The following is a 17032-nucleotide window of genomic DNA, read 5'->3' as shown; positions in this document are numbered from 1 at the left end:
GTTAATCCACCAATCGTCTGTCGCTTACGGTCGCTCTTCCCGTCCCGGGTTTCTCATACGTTCCTTGATAGCGTTTTTCAGCGATCCTGCATCGGTAAGACCGTTGATCTTCAGTTCGGAGTTCACCATCTTCCCGCCGCAGAACTCTTCAGTCCGGACCTTAAGAAGCGAGATCCCCAGGAGACGCGACAGTGGGCCCTGGACGATCTCGATGTTGCTGATCCTGTCGTAGGGGATGGTGCCCGCATGGCGATGCCATACACCCCGTTCCAAGCTGATCCCCTCTTCGGTCAACCGGAAGATGATGGTGCGGTAGTATGCACCAGTCCACAGGACGGTAACGATCACCATGAGAAGGATGGGAATGGTAAACATGAGAACCATGACCGGAGAAAGAAATAGACTCGCCGGGATCAGCCAGGGGAAAACACCAGCCCAGACAGCGATGAGGAGATAGGTGAGGTACAGGCTTCGTAGGTTCCGGTGGGGTTTGATTTCAATCGAAGGAATAGTACTCTGTGGTGGCATACGTGGAGCTACCCGCTCTCCCCTTTGATGGTGCATACCCACCGGTCATAGATGGGATCACGGGTATTTTCAGAAATCTCAACAGTCCGGTCACACGCTTGAGCCCATGCCAAGATACGGTTTGCTTCGGCCTCCTTTCCAACCGTTATCAGGCACCGGTCGGTGAGCATCACCAGCTCACGGGTGAGTATTTCCCAGGTATCAGCGTTAAATTCATTGATCTCGCCAAACATCAAACCAAGACCGATCCCGGCCCTGCCGATATAGTGATGGGCAAGTGTTGCATCGATGTGCATGGTCTCCCGGGGAACCAGTCTCCCGGTGGAGAATCCCAGCGAGAGGAGACTGAGATCGATATCGCAGGACAAGATGCGGTAGCCCATGCCCCTGAGCACCGCTGAACCAAGGCCGGAGCCACAGCAGAAATCGAGACATGTCTGCCCATTCCCCGGGCCCAGGTTCTCCATGAGGAGTTCCTGCACCAGTGCGGTCCGTTCCGGGTTGAGATCCTCGAATGCAGGTGTCACTTCCGCCGCGATACGAAGGCTGTAATACTCCCTGACGGCTTCTTCCCAGGCCTGTCGTTCCTCCTGGTATATATCTCCCCCCATGTCCTCGAAAAATGCGATGAGTGAGGCTGTCGGCCGCCTGAGGTGGCAGCACCCGGCAATCCACCGGCCATCCATGGAATGAACAGCGACGGCGATTGGGTCGGACTCCTGGTCAATGAGCAGTCTTCCCTGGTCGCCATCACATTCCATGAGAAGTGCGGTGAACCGGTTATCGGGCAGGTCAGCAAATGAAGGCTCGATGAGATCGAGCGTACCGACCCCGAATATATCAGCAATTGAAGCGTTGTTCTCGCTCATTGGTATCATGCCCCGTATTTCTGCACCCGGTTGATCAGGTCGCAGATTACCGGCATCAGGGCCGATCCTGTGATCCGGTTGAGTCCTCCCTGCGCACACGTGATCTCATCAAAGGACCTGACAGCGTCGATCCGCACACCATCGCCCCGGATGACCAGCGGAACCGGGTCGGCACTGTGGTCACGGATGCTGCAGGGGGTGCTGTGATCAGCGCAGACCACGGTTAGGAGACCCTCGATTGAGAGGAACGGCATGATGGCAGCATCAACCCGTTCGATAAAGTCCCTTTTTACCAGCGCCTCGCCGTCATGCCCCGCCTCGTCTGCACCCTTGATGTTGAACAGGACAAAATCCTGGGTTTCAAGTTCGGACAGTACTGCTTCAACCTTACCCGGGAGATTGGTATCCACAGATCCCGTTGCTCCTTCTACGGGTACACGGCGGAGTCCCACTGCGCTCCCGATCCCGTTGATCAGGGTTGCTGCGGCGATTACGCTCCCAGACAGTCCATACCGCTCTTTGAAGGAGGGAAACGCGCCCATCTCACCGGCACCGCGAATAAGGATGGTCGTTGCCGGGGCAAGTCCCCGGCCCTTCCGGTCATGGTTGAGAGGGTGCCTTTCAAGGATTTCATCGGCCTGCCTGACAAAGGAGTTCAGCGCCTCAGCGGTCTTCAGGTCTGCAGGACTATCGCTGAGCGGTCTGAACTGAGGGGGGCTGACACCCTCGTGTTTCGGATCGTTTGAGGATACGCATGATCCAAGGTCCTGCCCCCGGAATGCGAGAGCGGCACGGTGACCTTTCCCTGACCTGAACAGGAACTCGATGCCGAATTCCGAGAGATTGACTCCGTCCGAGATTGCACGGGTCAGGTCTGCAGTATCGCTGATGCGCCCGGCCCTCCGGTCGCTGACCTTTCCGGCATCATCAAGCGTGGCATAGTTGCACCGGAAGCCGATCATACCCGGCTCCATCCGGATGCCGGTCCCCACCGCCTCGAGCGGGCCGCGACCGGTGTAGAACTCGTTTGGTGGATATCCGAGCAGGCTCAGGTGCGAGGTATCTGATCCAGGGCGGATGCCAGGACCTATGGTGTCCATGATCCCGCAGACCCCTTCAGCGGCAATCCGGTCAAGGACCGGTGTGTGTGCGGCCTGGAGTGGCGTTAGATTTCCAAGTTCCGGGCAGGGCCGGTCAGAAACACCATCAATGATCAGGAGCAGGACCCTCTCAGCCGTCATCCTGAAATGATACGGTCTGCACGATATTATGCTTCACCATTCGGCAGAAGATGGTGCCGATGATATACTTGGAAAATGCGGGTGAGGCAGGAGGCGGCATCACGCGGCCCTGACCGTCCCGACCTTTGACTTGATGATCTCAACCCGGCGGACCGGGAAGAGTGGTTTTATTGCCTTGAAGACTGCCTTGGAGATCTCACCGGTAATTATCCCGTTGAGGAGAGCGTTGAAGTCGCCTTCTTTTGCCATATCCCCCACTTTCTGGGCCATGAGACCGCGAATCGCATGGGTCTGGCTCAGGTTCGCCCGGGTAAGGGTGTAGCAGGTCACGGTCAGGTCGACCTTTTTGCCATCCTTTGTGGTAACCGGGACGTGACAATCGATGCGGGAGGTGCGCCGTTTGACGAGAGACCGCAGGTAATCCCTGGTCAGCTCGTGCCCGATAAACTCAGTATACGCGGCATCCCCCGCCACATCCGAGACCCGGAACTTCATTTTCACATTCTGACGGGCATAATCGTTGATGATCTCGCCAAGGGTGGTCTGCATGATCCGTCCGACCACGTTCTCGGGATCGTTAGCGATGGTATCACCGATATAGGTCTTACCGAGGCTGTCAGGGCCGTATACTTTGTACCAGCTCTTTGCCTTCCAGCCTTCAACTCTTCGTCCTGCCTGTTTTTTCCTTGCCATTCAATCACCTTTCAGAGGAATGTAAACAAATTTTTAGGTTCTCCAACTATTCCGGCCACTGTATCCGGCCAATTTTCACAGTCCAGGCCTTTCTGGGCCAGGAATGCCGCCGTCCACCGCTCAAGGCCGATGCCCGAGCAGCCGGACCAGCAGTCCGCCCCGCTCTGGATCTTTACGTTGAACCCTTTTGGGTACTTGTCCCCGTTGATGCTGACGTTCTGGAACTCGAGCCAGCTCTCGTTGTAGGGGAGGAACGCTTCATAGTCCGTGGTCCCGATCCGCTCGCCACAGCTGCATTCGATCTCGCGCCCGACTATCCCTTCCTGGGCCATGAACCAGGGGGTGACCCTGGCAGACCGCCATTCGAGTTCGAGGATTTCTTCGAAGACGTGCGTGTATACTTCGTGGAGCCGGTCGGCGATTTCCACGGTCTGTTCCGCGGTCCCCAACCAGAGCACCTCGATCCGGTGGAATTCGTCTACCCGTTCGATGCCGTGGATTCCACCGCTCTCATAGCGGTGTGATGTCCCGCTCCGGTCAAAGACCCTGATGGGCAGGCAGTCGTTGCCAAGCGTCTCTCCCTGCACAAAGGGCCAGAACGGAGGGCACTGCGCGTAGCACATGCCCCCGATGGGACCATCGATCCGGTTCCGGATCTCCTCAACCCAGACCTCGCCGGTCACCTTGTAGTAATCGGCGACATCCTCCCAGTAGGAGGCATCGCGGGTCTTCGGGGTGCAGATGTAGTAGATCTCCGGATACACTCCCTTGGCATGCCCGGATCGCATCCAGACTTCCCAGGGGACCATCTTGGGAAAGATCATCTCCGAGAAGCCAAGGGGGTGGATGATCTCTTCCATAACGATCTGTTCAAAGGCCCGGAAGAGCTGGACTGCCTGCGGACCGTATATCCACTGTCCCCGGGCCGGGGCATGCTTGATCCAGCCCCGGGCCACCATCCCGGCGGTCGGATCTCCAGTTGTATGCCGGGGTTTTGGCCCACTCTCAAAGACGAGCTCCCAGTGCTCGCTCTTGCCACCGTAGAGCGCCGCCTCGATCTTCTCTTCCACCAGCCGGACGAGCCGGTCGGGTATCCGCCCCTCGAGATCGGCAGCACTCATCGCAAGGCTGAGCGTCAGGGTGCCGTCAGAGAGGTTGGATTCGGTGATAAAGGGCAGTCTCGGGGCCCGGAAGTTCTCCGGGAAGTCGCCTTTCATGGTGATGGTGAAGGACCCGACCTCGATCTCCCGTAACCCGAGACGATACTTGCCAAGGGCCGGCGCGACCTGCTTCCTGAACCTGAAGAGTGCGTCATGGGCCCGGGTGTATGCCCCGCTCTCGAAAATGAGCCGGAGGACGTTTTCATGGAATTCCGGGGCCCCGGTGATCCGGCCGACTTCGGCAGGATCCGTCCCTTTCGGGACGCCCCGCATGAAGAGCACCCTGTTTGCCTCGTCGATTAATGTCCGGGCAGCCTGTTCAGATTCCGGTGTGAACGGGGCGCTGAACCGGATCCCGGCCTCTAGCCTGAAGTGTACCTGCATAGCTCCTCTGCAATTGCCAGATTCATAAGGTAATCATCCACCGATGCGATAAGGGACCGCAGTTTTGTTGCCGACACCGTGGTCCTGACCGCGGTCCCGGACGCCGTTGTCCGCATGGAGAGGAGGTTGTCGGGCCTGATGGCTCCGGCAACACAGTGCGCGTTCCTGTGGGGGGTAGTAATCTCACCTTCTATCAGTTTCATGCTGCAACGATCCTCCCGAATGCTTCCCGGAACTCGTCGAGACGGGCGCAACTGACTGTTGCCCCGGCCCTCATCGAATGCCCCCCTCCGAAACCGCCGCACTGTACCGCTGCCTGGTGGGCGGCATCACCGAGCCGGTTATCGTGAGTGCCCGGGGAGCGGATGGAGATGTGACAGAGATCACCGGCCTTTGCTGCAACCATCACCGGTGTTTCGACCAATGTGTCACGGACCAGTGCGTCGGCGAGATCGCTTGCCACAGACGTCTCTTCTACGGTGAAGAACCCATTTTGGTCCGGTTTCTCCAGGGCAAACCGGAGGGCCCGGATCACCTGCAGGCGGTGGCCGAGAGCCGTTTCCCATGCCTCGTTCAACCCTTCTGGCGAACGGAAGCAAAGCGATGCAGCAAGTCCGCCGCGTCCGCACTTCCCGCAGGCATCCACGATTGCGGTAAGGGCATGGGCCTCGGTGAGAACCTCCCGCTCCAGGGAATAGCGATCCCCGTACAAAGACTCCATGGTCGCTGCTGGAGCAAAGGGGCTGATCCGGAGCACGATGAGCGATAGCAGGTTTTCCATATCAGGGGACGTATCTCCAGCCACGCTCTCGATCAGGTCTGCCACCGCCATCTCATCTCCACTAACCTGGTGGAGGTAGGGTTTGGTTGAGCAGAGCAACCGCTCGTGAAGGTCCCTTCCAGGCAGGAGGCACCCCTTCCTTGGGGTGATGACCGATTCTGCAACCGCGCTGTTGAAGATCTCCCTGTTTTTCCCGGCAATCTGCTGATCGTCCCCGAGGATTCCGAGCATGACCAGCCCGGCAAGGTCACGGTTGTCGCCGAGCTTCTGCGCAACGAGGTAAGCTGCGCCGGCTGATGAGAGCTCGCGATCGGCATCGATACCGGCGAGGCGCGGGTTGACATGGAGGTCACCGGAAAACCGGGGCAGGTGATGGTCGACGACCATGACCTCGTTTGGCAGGTCCTCAAGACCGGATCCCATGTCGCAGAGCAGCACCGGAGTGCCGGGAGAGATCGATGCCACGCTCAACCGGTGGAGCACCCGCAGCCTGAATCGTATACCTCTCCGGAACAATGCCATGCAGAGGATGGTTCCCGCTGCAATCCCGTCTGCGTCGTGGTGCGCATACACCTCGACGTATTCCTGTCGCGAGAGGTGTTCGGCAACCCGGGATGCGGCTTCGTCAAGGGACATGTCGTTATCGGGAGAGCAGGATCTCCGCGGTCTCCGGCTTGTAGCTCCAGTCGCCCGGCAGTCGCCCGGATGAAACGTAGTACTTGACCAGCCGCCGGACCTTAGATTCAGTCAACTGCAACTGCCGCTTGTTGTGCAGGTCGTTCTTATTCTCAGCGAGATGCTTCCGCAGACCGAGCGCCTTTGCGATCAGGTTGCGGAGGTCTTCGGGTATCTCTGAGCGCAGGCCGTTCTCTTCGAGGACCTGGCCGATCCGCTTCCCCAATACCAGCTTGACGTCCGGAACGCCATAGCGGTCACGGAGCACGAGCCCGATCCGGCTGCTTGAATATCCTTCTTTCTTGAGATCGATGATGACTTTCTCGATGGCTTTCACGTCGGTATTTGACCAGGACGGCGCCTCAGTGCGGTGAGGACGGACCGAACTCGAATCTCCTCTCCGGCGTGCATGTATACGTGCCATGGTTCACCTCCAGGTGATGTAAATCCGAAAAAGAGCAGACACCGCTGACTCTTCTGTAATCCCAAGCCGTAACAAGCAAGGCCGTGCCGAACAGCACGTCGGACTTACATATGCCAGCACATTGTTGTGCTTGCCTCAAATATACGGCCCGGCCGATAATAAGCGTATCGAAGGAGAGCCGGACGCTCACCGCTCCCGGCCATACCGGTTGATGAAACGTATGAGATCTGAGAATCCTTCCAGTTCCATCAGGAGCACCCCATCCCGCGTCATGCCCATACTGGTCTCGGCATCAGCGGTCAGCGTATCGGGACCCCGGAACACCATCCGGTCGATACCGTCCCTTGAGAAGATCTGGACAGCCTCGCGGTCGTGAACGAACGCCCGTCCCGGGATAATGACCGGGTCATCGATGTCCGAAAGGTCGAGCTCCAGGAGGTCGTCGCGGGTAATCAGGCAGGCGATCTCTTTTTCTACAGGCACCACCCTGACCCCGCCCCCCCTGGCATCGAGGATAGCCTGGATTGCCGGGGCGGCAATACTTCCCGAAATCACCGTGGCCGACCTGTCAAGCAAGGGCAGTTTGCCGAGTAGGTCGGGATCGTTCCGGATGGCAAACGGCGATCCAATCGCCGGGTCCCAGAGCGGTGTCCCGCTGATCTTGAACGAGAACTGTCCTGCAAGATCGGTCACCAGGTCACGGAACTCCTCGGGACTCTGGATCCGCTGCCCCTTGATAACCGGGGCGTTACCAAGGATCAGACCCTGCCGCGTGGTATTGGCGAACCGCATGAGGATAAGGCCTTTTGCCCCGCGTTCCTCCAGCCAGCTGCAGGTTTCTTCGAGATATTTCCCGTCGTTGATGCCTGGGAGCACCACAGCGGCACCATAGACATCAATCTCCCCGCACAGCCGTTCGAGGACACGGAGGGAGACTTCGGGAGTGGGATCGTGCATGTAGCGCTTCCGTTTCCGGGGATCCACGGAAAAGACGGTGAAGGACACTTCCGAGAGGCCGTGATCGACCAGGAAGTCGGCGATTGCCACTTCGTCGAAGCCTTTCCCACTGGTATACCCGATGTGGAGCGGTACTTCCATACCGGATAGGAGCTCGATTAAGTCCGTGAACCCCGGGTAGCAGCTCGGGTCTCCTCCGCCGCTGATAGTGACCCGGTCGAGATCTGCGGTCATCATCTGGAGGTTTGCCAGCGTTTCCTCACCGATTTCCCGAAGCGTCTTCCATCCCTGGTAGTATTCCCGAACACTGCGGCTGCAATAGTCGCAGCCGACCCTGTAGGGCGGGCAGTGACTGCACCCGAACGGCCGGGTTTCTTTCACGTGTTTGAAGTAACAGTATTCGCAGAAACCGCGGCAGTTCACACCGGGGCGTCCCCCGATGTCGACCGAGAGGTGCGTCATTAACTTTATTTTTCTCCTTTTAACCGATTAATTCCTTTGGAACGAGGCATCAGGTTTCAACTACAGATGATGAGTATCGCGGGAACGTTCAGGATCCCTCCGTCCACTGGGGTTCGTAAATTCCAAAGGCAATGCCAGGCCTGCCCTGGTTAGGACACTCGCCATGTAGCCCGACCATCCGATGGCGACGACGGCGATGGAGACGGAGTACTCAAGTATCAGGTCCCAGCCGATTATCCATGCCCAGATCTCGCCGAGGGATGCGAAGCTGCAGGTGCAGGCGCTGCCTGCAACCGGGACCATCGTTGCGAACTCAGCGTAGCAGAGGGCGGCGAAGAGGCATGCAGCACCCGTACCAATAAAAGAGACCGCAATGGCTGGTCCGGCATAGATTGCAGCGGCGATCCCGGTGATGACAAAGATCCCGGTGCCAATGATGGCACCGACTCCGAAAAATACCAGCTCCAGTGGCCCAAGGACTTTCTTGAGGGTATGTTCCCCCTGGCAGCACTCCATCAGTCCAGGGATGGTCTTTGTCCGAAAGAGGGTCTTTTTATCCAGAAAATGGCTGCCCATCATTCTGGTGTTCAACTACTCAATTGATAAAATGAAGGGTGAAGGTGACAGATCAGGGATGCAGGTATCATGTTTACCGCAATTCCGGCAGGTCTTGCCCACCCGTCTCTTCACGAAGGTTTCCTTTCGGTGCCCCCCTCCCTGGACAACCAGGCGGGAGAATGATCCTGCTCTTACCTGCCGGGCAGGGTCTGCCCTGGCGAGGACGAAACCGCCCGGTCCCGACAGATCTTAATATATTGCCGGCATCCAGAAATGATTGGGACCATGCGTAAAAGCAGGGAACTGTTGTTACAATTCTACCACGACGCACGGTACCAGTTCAGTGAAGTGGTGGTGTGCTATGTCGACCGGGGAGCGACGGGCGACGAGTCATGTGTGGAGGGTGACCGGATAAAGGATCTTGGTTCGCAGTACATGGAAATCGAGTGTGCCGGCATGGTCTCCCCCATTCCCTACCACCGGATTACGCGGATAAGCTACGCGGGAATGCCGGCCTGGGAACGAGGGGACGGGAAGGAGAAACCGGGAACGGGCCGAGGATGAAGACAGAAACAGTGATGGTTAGTCTTATGACCATCCGAGCTGGTCGAGCAGTGCCCGGGTCCTGTCTTCGGGAAGAGCGCCGGGTTTTCGTGGTTTGACCGAGAGCGATATGGCATGCTTCAGCGGGACGGTCCGGTTCTCCTCCCGGCAGAGGGGGTAGTCTCCGGAAAACCGGCTGAGGGCGGAGGCAAAGGCCCTGATGATCTTCACCGTGCTCCGGAGTTCATCTTTCTTCAGGGCCATGGCATACTCGAGGATTGAGAGGTCGATGAGCGTGCTCGGGATCCAGTCTATCTCGCAGGCATACCCGAAGATCCAGGCGATGGGGGTGGTCTTAAGGGTTGAGAGCAGATCTGCCCGGTTAGACCCGATGGTGCACGATCCAAGGAGTACGCCCTCGATATTCCCGGTGCGGGCAACCTTTCTCACCCCCTGCAGCAGGGTGGTGAGCCGCATACCGCAGGTAATCGACTTCCCTGACTCTGACTCGAGTGCCCCGACCATCCGGCTACCCCCGTGGGCGGCGATGTAGAGAAAGAGCCTCTGCTCCCTGGTGTGGGTCAGGTCGTCCTCGAGTGCCTTCTGGAAGCTCTTCTTCTCGTAAAAACTCGAGTAATAGATGTTGAAATTTCCCTTGTACTTCTCGAGCCCTTCGAGGAATGGAAGCACGGAAGGGCGCTTGGGCTTATGGGCCGGCGTCCACCAGGGCCCTTCGAGAACGAGGAGTGCGGAATCGCCCATCTTTCATCAGCACTTATCCGGATCTGATATCAAGGTTTGGCTGACAGGATTGGGAAGGAGGTGTACCGGGAGTCGTTTCCATCACGGCGCCCGGACCGCATGAGAGCCCGGAGAAAACCCTGTCCGGCATACCGGTATCCAGATGGTATCGCTGGCCGGTCCATAGGTAAGTGCCAGGTCACACCAAATTGCCAGTGGTGGGGCTTCGCCATACCCGATATGAAGGTCCCTGGTGGTGTACTGGTGCGATCCCTTGGAGTGATTGGTTTTTCTCCAGTCGCCACCTTTTTCACGCTCCAACGGCAACATTATATGGCGCCCCAGTGGCTTAGCTGGCAGAGCGGCTGACTTGTAATCAGCAGGTCCCGTGTTCAAATCACGGCTGGGGCTTCAGAAGTCAACCTTCAATTTTCTTACCCAAAATTTATATACATCCTTTCAGACGCCCTTCTATGGCAGAATCTTCCACACTGATTCAACACCATGCGCAATTCTCGGGCATGAGACCTGAATTCGCAGACAAATCCATCGAGAATGGACTGAAAAAAGGCTGGATTACGCAGAACGACATTGCTCTGATCCGCGACTTTGTCACTGAAAAGAAAGTCTCGGGATGTATCGGCCTGTCCAGGGTGAACAAGATCACCTACACCCTAGTGCACTGGCGCAGGTTCCTCCCTGAGTTCAGCGGGATGACCATTTCCGATGTCTACAACGGCATCGAGGCCTTGAAGAATGGAAATACCACGAAAGGCACTCCGTTTGCTCAGAACACCAAGCACGACTTCGTCAGGATCCTGAAACAATTCCTCGTCTGGCTTGTGGAGAACGAGTACACCTCGCTTCCCGAAAAGAAGGTGATGAGGATCAAGGTCCCACCGGACAACCCGATGACAAAGACTGCGTCCCAGATGATAACTCCTGAGGAGATTCAGCGTCTCTACAAGGCATGCTACCGGAGTTACGACCGGGCCATGATCACCTTCATCTATGAGGGAGGCCTCCGCATCGGCGAGGCCGGGGCAATGAAGTGGAAGGACCTCACCTTCAACAAGAACGGGATCGTGGTGAATGTGAACTTCAAGACAAACGTCCCCAGGTACATCCCTATCATCGCAGGGATGGAGTATATCATACAATGGCGCGTGGACTATCCCGGGACTCCGGAAGGGGACGCTCCGGTCTTTATCAACTACCGGGGAACGCTCCTCAGGAACGAGGCTGCCATCGCCCAGCTCCGGGTCATCGGCAAACGTGCCGGCATCGAGAAGCGGCTGACTCCCCATCTCTTCCGGCACTCCCGGATCACCCATATGGTCCAGGAAGGCGTCTCCGAGAGTGTGATCAAGTTGATCATGTGGGGGTCGGTCCATTCCAAGATGCTCCGCACCTATGCCCACCTCACCGGGCAGGATATCGAGCGGGAGCTCCGCAGGGTCTACTGCCTTGAAGACACGGAAGGAGAGAAGAAAAAGTCTGCTCTTGAGCCCCATGTCTGCTCGCACTGCCACATGATCATGCCGCCCGCAGCGGAGTATTGTGCCGTCTGCGGGCAATCGCTGATGGGGACTGGAACAGCCAGCGAAGACGAGATCCAGGACTTCGTACTCAGGCACGGCCCGGAGTTGATGGAGTTCATCATGCAAAAGAGCGGGACGAAGCAGCACACCGAACTTAAGACAACCCCCAAAATCATACCGCCAGTAATCCGATGAAAAATATTTTCCCTCTTTTTTCCTTCGTTCTCAAAAAAGAAAATGGAATCATTTTTCCCGCAACATTAAACGTCGTAAAGTTGAAGCATCCAAGTTAGAATAATCGTAGGTTTGCTCGTCTTCACTTTTCTTTTCAAACCTGAATATGTAGAAAAACCGGTTTGTCTCATCAGTACAAAAATGAAGACGATAATCAGCAATTCGTAGTCTCCAAATTGTGAATTCCTTTATTCGTCCTGTTTCAGTAATTTCTTTCATTTTACGCGATATCGGATAAACCATGAGGACTTGTTGCATTTTTTGGAAAAATAGACGTTTTATATGCGGATTATCATAACTATCAATATCTTTTCGAACATGGGGATGCACACTTAATCTCCATTCTATTTGTTTTCGTTTCATTTCGCTGAGTAATCCCATTGCGTTTCGATGAACGAATAATGAATAAACTGATTCCTCGCTGCTGGTCGGCATTTGGTTAATAAACTGGAGTAAGGATTCTGCAAATTCGTCAATGGGGGTAGGTTCCTTCGGCCAATTCTCTCCCTTTGGCGGCGATAAGATTTTCCGAAGCATCAAGTGATGTGTTTCAAGCATCCAAGAATCAGGGAGTGCGAGCAGTTCCGGCGCGGGCATTCTGAGAAGCGAATCACAGAGCGCAGCCGCAAAGGTCTTGATCTGATCCTCACCGGGGCCAATTTTTCCCATCGCATGAAGTACTCGTACATCCTTTAGTCCTTCGATCGCAGACCAGTCAATCAGTTGTTGATATGCCCTTTGGCCCGTCATATCAACGACCAACTTAATTCCTTCTGCCCTGGCATATGCAGCGAGGAGACAGGTTAGCCTATTGTCTGTCTTCCAAATCTCTTGTATCTCTTGAAGATCTTCGAGGGGGGATTCGTACAGTTGGATCTGTTCTTCAGGAAGGAGCAGTCCATAAAGTCCTGATATTATAAGCAGATGGTGAGGAGATTTTTCCAGGCTAGTTTTAAGGTCGTAGATTTTTCCATCATTGCCTTTTCCCGAATAAAAGCGCCCAATATAGCGGTCAATTGCAGGTAAATACTTGGCGCTAGCCTTTCCATTGAAGTCTTGAGAACGATGCAATCCAAGATTTAAGGGATGCTCTGCAAGAGAACTTCCCTTATTCTCAAGACCCCCTTTGAATATGAGGTCAAAAGACAGATTTCTTGCCTGATAAAGAAGTTTAATCGCTTGAGGATCTTTAAGTCGGGCTGCAATCGATCGTTCCTTATGATATGGTTCATCGCTGGAAACGGTCGCTTTATTCAACGAACAGATTCCGAGGAATAGAACCGGACTTTTTGGATTATAGGTATTGGACGGAGCAGTATTCGAGGACATGACTGTTCAATTGAAACCTGACTTCGCCAGAAGAAGGATGAGAAGGTAGTGTTTATATAATTTCATGCAAAAAAACACAGCCTTCTCATTAGGTAATATAGCATTAATCGATAAAATTGATTCGGAGACCAACTTTTTCGCATCAGTTCTTGGCGGAGTTGGTGGTCGAAGCAAGTCATTCATACCATCCGTAAAGCTTCTCATCAGCAACAAACTCAATCAATCGGTATCGATCAATAAGATTCTGGACTTTACCCCCGACGAACTTCTCAAGACACTGGGGTTTGAAGATACAATTTCAGACCGGAGTTTGTATCGGACTCTGGAACGACTGGGAGAAAGAAAGTCGATTGTTCTTGACCAGTTTCAACGCTGGATCTCCCAGCAGAGCCTCGTGGATCCAACCCAGTTCGTGGACTTCAGTTCGAGTTACTTTGAGGGGACAAAATGTCCGCTGGGGAGTTAGGGTATTCCCGGGACAATCAGCCAGGGAAACTCCAGATCGCATTTGGGATCAGTGTCGGCCTCAATAACATACCGACGATGCTGACCATCCAGAAAGGAAATGTTCAGGATAAAAAGCATATGCAGATGCTGATCCGGTTATGCTCGAGCGTTCTTCCTGAAGGCAGTCTTCTGGTGTTTGACTGTGGAGGGAATACCCAGGATAACAAACGAAGGATCCGCGATCTGAAGTTCCATTATTTGACCCTGAAAGCAAAGAAGAAAGGACCATACCGGAACGAGATAACGATCTACCATGCCAGGAAAGAAAGCCAGGTTTCATTCGTTTCTGGCAACCGGGTCTATTCATGTGTCAAATATCGGGATGGCGAAGAAGTCCGCATATTTTTCTGTGACGACCTGGCCTGTGACCAGTTGACGAAGAAAGCAAGGAAACTTGAGAAAGACCTGGAGAAGGGGAAGGTTCTCACAAAGAAGGTTGAACGCGGAAAAGATCTCGGCCAGTATATCGCTCCTGAGGGGTTGGATCATCGCCCGTGGTCATCTCCAGAAGATCATTGGCGATATCCCCAACCCCTATGTAACCGGTCTTGAAGGTTTCTTCGTGCTTGAATCAACCATCGATGATGATCCCGAAAACATCCTGAATGCCTACAAGAATCGTGACCGTGCAGAGAAGTTCATCCGGGACCTCAAAGAAGGAGCCGAGCTCCGGCCGATCCGGCACTGGTCCAAACACGCGGTGATCGGGTACGTGTTGATCGTTTTCCTCACCAAAGTCCTGGTGAGTTTGACACAACTTTTCTGTAAAGATCCCGTCGTGAAAAATCTGAAAGTCCTCAAAAATTATCTCACGAATTTGACACTTACGATCATATACCCTTCTTTTGGGTATCCTGTCAAGATCATTTCCAACTTCTCCCCAGAAATACGCCCAATTCTTGGAGATTTTATCAAGAGATATGGTAGCCTGGAGGCGCCAAATCACTGGTAAATTGCTTCTGGCGAATTGGGTTAAGTCGTTTAAATTTGATGGAAGTACTGAAAAGTGGCGAAGTTAGGTTGAAAATATGAAGAAGATAAAATAAAAGAGATGGGAGTAAGTATCAATCATGCTCTCACCGATTAATATCAGAGAACTTTTCTCTAAAATGTCAGCCCACACTACGGCCTGTTCATCGTCACAATTTCTTTGTTCAACAAGAGCATCATTTGAATCCTGGTTCAGAGTGGAACTCGTTCCAGTTTTGATAAGTATGGGAATACCCTATCGAGATATCTCCCCTGATTTCACATTTCCCGATGGAGGTAAAGCTGATCTTTGTATCCAATCGGATGGCAAAGCCATTCTATTCGAATTGAAACCTTTTGTATCCGGGCAAGATTCTAAAAAGAAAATCGAATATCCTCGTCAAATCGCTCGATTACTCAATCATCTCAGTAATAAAACGAATATTCTACAGGTTATCACTTTTACAACCTTTAATGGATATACAGAAAATAAAATGAAAAAATTTCGCGAGGATTTTTTTTCAGATGCTCGTTGGGAGGTTGTAGGCCCTTTCCCGTTGGTTGAAGGATATCCCCTCAATCTTATTTTGACAAGCGCAGTGAGATCCGATTGAACTATTATTTCTCCTTTATCCGATACAGTCAGGCTTATCCTGACCCACTTTCAGGAGCTCCCGTTCACCCTTATTTCCTGACTTCGCCAGAAGAAGGATGAGAAGGTAGTGTTTATATAATTTCATGCAAAAAAACACAGCCTTCTCATTAGGTAATATAGCATTAATCGATAAAATTGATTCGGAGACCAACTTTTTCGCATCAGTTCTTGGCGGAGTTGGTGGTCGAAGCAAGTCATTCATACCATCCGTAAAGCTTCTCATCAGCAACAAACTCAATCAATCGGTATCGATCAATAAGATTCTGGACTTTACCCCGACGAACTTCTCAAGACACTGGGGTTTGAAGATACAATTTCAGACCGGAGTTTGTATCGGACTCTGGAACGACTGGGAGAAAGAAAGTCGATTGTTCTTGACCAGTTTCAACGCTGGATCTCCCAGCAGAGCCTCGTGGATCCAACCCAGTTCGTGGACTTCAGTTCGAGTTACTTTGAGGGGACAAAATGTCCGCTGGGGGAGTTAGGGTATTCCCGGGACAATCAGCCAGGGAAACTCCAGATCGCATTTGGGATCAGTGTCGGCCTCAATAACATACCGACGATGCTGACCATCCAGAAAGGAAATGTTCAGGATAAAAAGCATATGCAGATGCTGATCCGGTTATGCTCGAGCGTTCTTCCTGAAGGCAGTCTTCTGGTGTTTGACTGTGGAGGGAATACCCAGGATAACAAACGAAGGATCCGCGATCTGAAGTTCCATTATTTGACCCTGAAAGCAAAGAAGAAAGGACCATACCGGAACGAGATAACGATCTACCATGCCAGGAAAGAAAGCCAGGTTTCATTCGTTTCTGGCAACCGGGTCTATTCATGTGTCAAATATCGGGATGGCGAAGAAGTCCGGTACATATTTTTCTGTGACGACCTGGCCTGTGACCAGTTGACGAAGAAAGCAAGGAAACTTGAGAAAGACCTGGAGAAGGGGAAGGTTCTCACAAAGAAGGTTGAACGCGGAAAAGATCTCGGCCAGTATATCGCTCCTGAGGGTTGGATCATCGCCCGTGGTCATCTCCAGAAGATCATTGGCGATATCCCCAACCCCTATGTAACCGGTCTTGAAGGTTTCTTCGTGCTTGAATCAACCATCGATGATGATCCCGAAAACATCCTGAATGCCTACAAGAATCGTGACCGTGCAGAGAAGTTCATCCGGGACCTCAAAGAAGGAGCCGAGCCCGGCCGATCCGGCACTGGTCCAAACACGCGGTGATCAGGTGCGTGTTGATCGTTTTCCTCACCAAAGTCCTGGTGAGTTTGACACAACTTTTCTGTAAAGATCCCGTCGTGAAAAATCTGAAAGTCCTCAAAAATTATCTCACGAATTTGACACTTACGATCATATACCCTTCTTTTGGGTATCCTGTCAAGATCATTTCCAACTTCTCCCCAGAAATACGCCCAATTCTTGGAGATTTTATCAAGAGATATGGTAGCCTGGAGGCGCCAAATCACTGGTAAATTGCTTCTGGCGAATTGGGTTAAGTCGTTTAAATTTGATGGAAGTACTGAAAAGTGGCGAAGTTAGGTTATTTCACCCGTTTGATCATGCTGGTGTGCATGTGGCGACACGGGTTGCCAGCATGCAGGAACGGAACACCATGGAACAGCTCGTGGTCACACGGGAAGCAGTCGAAGCCTATGAACGCCGGACCGGGTTCGTGGGCATCGGGGAGTTCTTTCTGCGGAAAGGACTCTTTGTCCTGAAGGAGGGTGAGACATGCAGGAAAAAGTAGTGGGCCCCCCAAAATCAGAAGCATCTT

20 protein-coding genes, 1 tRNA gene and 1 pseudogene are annotated in these 17032 nt (G+C 53.6%); 9 read left to right on the top strand and 13 right to left on the bottom strand.

Features of this window, described 5'->3' with window-relative positions:
* Positions 1-24: 24 nt before the first annotated feature.
* From IPI71_04840 to IPI71_04795, 10 genes and pseudogenes are all read right to left on the bottom strand, one after another.
* Positions 25-528 (bottom strand): PH domain-containing protein, encoded by a 504-nt coding sequence (locus IPI71_04840; protein QQR71814.1) that lies wholly within the window; start codon positions 526-528, stop codon positions 25-27.
* A gap of 8 nt (positions 529-536) precedes the next feature.
* On the bottom strand, positions 537-1397 hold the full coding sequence (locus tag IPI71_04835) for a hypothetical protein (protein QQR71945.1): 861 nt from the start codon (positions 1395-1397) through the stop codon (positions 537-539).
* 5 nt (positions 1398-1402) lie between these two features.
* Positions 1403-2638 carry a 2,3-bisphosphoglycerate-independent phosphoglycerate mutase gene (locus IPI71_04830; GenBank protein ID QQR71813.1) on the bottom strand — a complete coding sequence of 412 codons (1236 nt, stop codon included), beginning with the start codon at positions 2636-2638 and terminating at the stop codon, positions 1403-1405.
* Positions 2639-2737: 99 nt separating this feature from the next.
* A complete protein-coding gene (locus IPI71_04825) occupies positions 2738-3331 on the bottom strand; it encodes a 30S ribosomal protein S3ae (GenBank protein ID QQR71812.1) in 594 nt (197 codons plus the stop codon).
* A gap of 11 nt (positions 3332-3342) precedes the next feature.
* Positions 3343-4875 (bottom strand): serine--tRNA ligase, encoded by a 1533-nt coding sequence (locus IPI71_04820; GenBank protein ID QQR71811.1) that lies wholly within the window; start codon positions 4873-4875, stop codon positions 3343-3345.
* Positions 4854-5078 (bottom strand): hypothetical protein, encoded by a 225-nt coding sequence (locus tag IPI71_04815; protein ID QQR71810.1) that lies wholly within the window; start codon positions 5076-5078, stop codon positions 4854-4856. The genes IPI71_04820 and IPI71_04815 overlap by 22 nt, the downstream gene beginning before the upstream one ends.
* A complete protein-coding gene (locus IPI71_04810; protein QQR71809.1) occupies positions 5075-6292 on the bottom strand; it encodes a DHH family phosphoesterase in 1218 nt (405 codons plus the stop codon). The genes IPI71_04815 and IPI71_04810 overlap by 4 nt, the downstream gene beginning before the upstream one ends.
* A 4-nt stretch (positions 6293-6296) precedes the next feature.
* Positions 6297-6755 carry a 30S ribosomal protein S15 gene (locus tag IPI71_04805; protein QQR71808.1) on the bottom strand — a complete coding sequence of 153 codons (459 nt, stop codon included), beginning with the start codon at positions 6753-6755 and terminating at the stop codon, positions 6297-6299.
* A 186-nt stretch (positions 6756-6941) separates the two neighbouring features.
* Entirely contained in the window at positions 6942-8174 is a 1233-nt protein-coding gene (gene mmp10 / locus IPI71_04800; GenBank protein ID QQR71807.1) for a methyl coenzyme M reductase-arginine methyltransferase Mmp10, read from the bottom strand.
* A 56-nt stretch (positions 8175-8230) separates the two neighbouring features.
* Positions 8231-8750: pseudogene (locus IPI71_04795) on the bottom strand (amino acid permease).
* A 267-nt stretch (positions 8751-9017) separates the two neighbouring features.
* On the opposite strand from IPI71_04795, the gene IPI71_04790 reads away from it, so the two are divergent.
* On the top strand, positions 9018-9296 hold the full coding sequence (locus IPI71_04790; GenBank protein ID QQR71944.1) for a DUF504 domain-containing protein: 279 nt from the start codon (positions 9018-9020) through the stop codon (positions 9294-9296).
* Positions 9297-9320: 24 nt separating this feature from the next.
* On the opposite strand, the gene IPI71_04785 is transcribed toward IPI71_04790, so the two are convergent.
* Positions 9321-10037, bottom strand: coding sequence for a hypothetical protein (locus IPI71_04785; GenBank protein QQR71806.1), 717 nt, complete (start codon positions 10035-10037; stop codon positions 9321-9323).
* An 81-nt stretch (positions 10038-10118) separates the two neighbouring features.
* Positions 10119-10346, bottom strand: coding sequence for a hypothetical protein (locus tag IPI71_04780; GenBank protein ID QQR71805.1), 228 nt, complete (start codon positions 10344-10346; stop codon positions 10119-10121).
* A gap of 8 nt (positions 10347-10354) precedes the next feature.
* On the opposite strand from IPI71_04780, the gene IPI71_04775 reads away from it, so the two are divergent.
* A tRNA-Thr gene (locus tag IPI71_04775) sits at positions 10355-10427 on the top strand.
* A 110-nt stretch (positions 10428-10537) separates the two neighbouring features.
* Complete coding sequence (locus tag IPI71_04770; GenBank protein QQR71804.1) at positions 10538-11752, top strand: tyrosine-type recombinase/integrase; 1215 nt, start codon at positions 10538-10540, stop codon at positions 11750-11752.
* 48 nt (positions 11753-11800) lie between these two features.
* On the opposite strand, the gene yaaA is transcribed toward IPI71_04770, so the two are convergent.
* Entirely contained in the window at positions 11801-13048 is a 1248-nt protein-coding gene (yaaA, locus tag IPI71_04765; protein QQR71803.1) for a peroxide stress protein YaaA, read from the bottom strand.
* Between the two features lie 136 nt (positions 13049-13184).
* Between yaaA and IPI71_04760 the strand changes: the two genes are divergently transcribed.
* The 6 genes from IPI71_04760 to IPI71_04735 all read left to right on the top strand — a co-directional run bounded on the left by IPI71_04760 (position 13185) and on the right by IPI71_04735 (position 17005).
* Positions 13185-13586 carry a hypothetical protein gene (locus IPI71_04760; protein ID QQR71802.1) on the top strand — a complete coding sequence of 134 codons (402 nt, stop codon included), beginning with the start codon at positions 13185-13187 and terminating at the stop codon, positions 13584-13586.
* Positions 13568-14179 carry a hypothetical protein gene (locus IPI71_04755; protein ID QQR71801.1) on the top strand — a complete coding sequence of 204 codons (612 nt, stop codon included), beginning with the start codon at positions 13568-13570 and terminating at the stop codon, positions 14177-14179. The genes IPI71_04760 and IPI71_04755 overlap by 19 nt, the downstream gene beginning before the upstream one ends.
* On the top strand, positions 14064-14579 hold the full coding sequence (locus IPI71_04750; GenBank protein ID QQR71800.1) for a hypothetical protein: 516 nt from the start codon (positions 14064-14066) through the stop codon (positions 14577-14579). The genes IPI71_04755 and IPI71_04750 overlap by 116 nt, the downstream gene beginning before the upstream one ends.
* Before the next feature lie 118 nt (positions 14580-14697).
* The gene (locus tag IPI71_04745) at positions 14698-15210 is read left to right on the top strand and encodes a hypothetical protein (GenBank protein ID QQR71799.1); all 513 of its coding nucleotides are present in this window, start codon (positions 14698-14700) and stop codon (positions 15208-15210) included.
* A gap of 369 nt (positions 15211-15579) precedes the next feature.
* Entirely contained in the window at positions 15580-16482 is a 903-nt protein-coding gene (locus IPI71_04740; protein ID QQR71798.1) for a hypothetical protein, read from the top strand.
* Between the two features lie 349 nt (positions 16483-16831).
* A complete protein-coding gene (locus tag IPI71_04735) occupies positions 16832-17005 on the top strand; it encodes a hypothetical protein (GenBank protein ID QQR71797.1) in 174 nt (57 codons plus the stop codon).
* Positions 17006-17032 lie beyond the last annotated feature (27 nt).

This window comes from Methanolinea sp. (genome assembly GCA_016699325.1).
Lineage (GTDB): Archaea > Halobacteriota > Methanomicrobia > Methanomicrobiales > Methanospirillaceae > UBA9949.
This window is presented reverse-complemented; position numbering and strand designations above follow the sequence as displayed.

Coding starts and splice junctions, on each gene's coding strand:
- mmp10 (QQR71807.1), bottom strand. CDS start 8,174: ATGACGCACCTCTCGGTCGACATCGGGGGACGCCCCGGTGTGAACTGC.
- IPI71_04815 (QQR71810.1), bottom strand. CDS start 5,078: ATGAAACTGATAGAAGGTGAGATTACTACCCCCCACAGGAACGCGCAC.
- IPI71_04810 (QQR71809.1), bottom strand. CDS start 6,292: ATGTCCCTTGACGAAGCCGCATCCCGGGTTGCCGAACACCTCTCGCGA.
- IPI71_04820 (QQR71811.1), bottom strand. CDS start 4,875: ATGCAGGTACACTTCAGGCTAGAGGCCGGGATCCGGTTCAGCGCCCCG.
- IPI71_04745 (QQR71799.1), top strand. CDS start 14,698: ATGCTCTCACCGATTAATATCAGAGAACTTTTCTCTAAAATGTCAGCC.
- IPI71_04790 (QQR71944.1), top strand. CDS start 9,018: ATGCGTAAAAGCAGGGAACTGTTGTTACAATTCTACCACGACGCACGG.
- IPI71_04755 (QQR71801.1), top strand. CDS start 13,568: ATGTCCGCTGGGGAGTTAGGGTATTCCCGGGACAATCAGCCAGGGAAA.
- IPI71_04840 (QQR71814.1), bottom strand. CDS start 528: ATGCCACCACAGAGTACTATTCCTTCGATTGAAATCAAACCCCACCGG.
- IPI71_04805 (QQR71808.1), bottom strand. CDS start 6,755: ATGGCACGTATACATGCACGCCGGAGAGGAGATTCGAGTTCGGTCCGT.
- IPI71_04835 (QQR71945.1), bottom strand. CDS start 1,397: ATGAGCGAGAACAACGCTTCAATTGCTGATATATTCGGGGTCGGTACG.
- IPI71_04825 (QQR71812.1), bottom strand. CDS start 3,331: ATGGCAAGGAAAAAACAGGCAGGACGAAGAGTTGAAGGCTGGAAGGCA.
- IPI71_04780 (QQR71805.1), bottom strand. CDS start 10,346: ATGTTGCCGTTGGAGCGTGAAAAAGGTGGCGACTGGAGAAAAACCAAT.
- IPI71_04760 (QQR71802.1), top strand. CDS start 13,185: ATGCAAAAAAACACAGCCTTCTCATTAGGTAATATAGCATTAATCGAT.
- IPI71_04770 (QQR71804.1), top strand. CDS start 10,538: ATGAGACCTGAATTCGCAGACAAATCCATCGAGAATGGACTGAAAAAA.
- IPI71_04785 (QQR71806.1), bottom strand. CDS start 10,037: ATGGGCGATTCCGCACTCCTCGTTCTCGAAGGGCCCTGGTGGACGCCG.
- IPI71_04830 (QQR71813.1), bottom strand. CDS start 2,638: ATGACGGCTGAGAGGGTCCTGCTCCTGATCATTGATGGTGTTTCTGAC.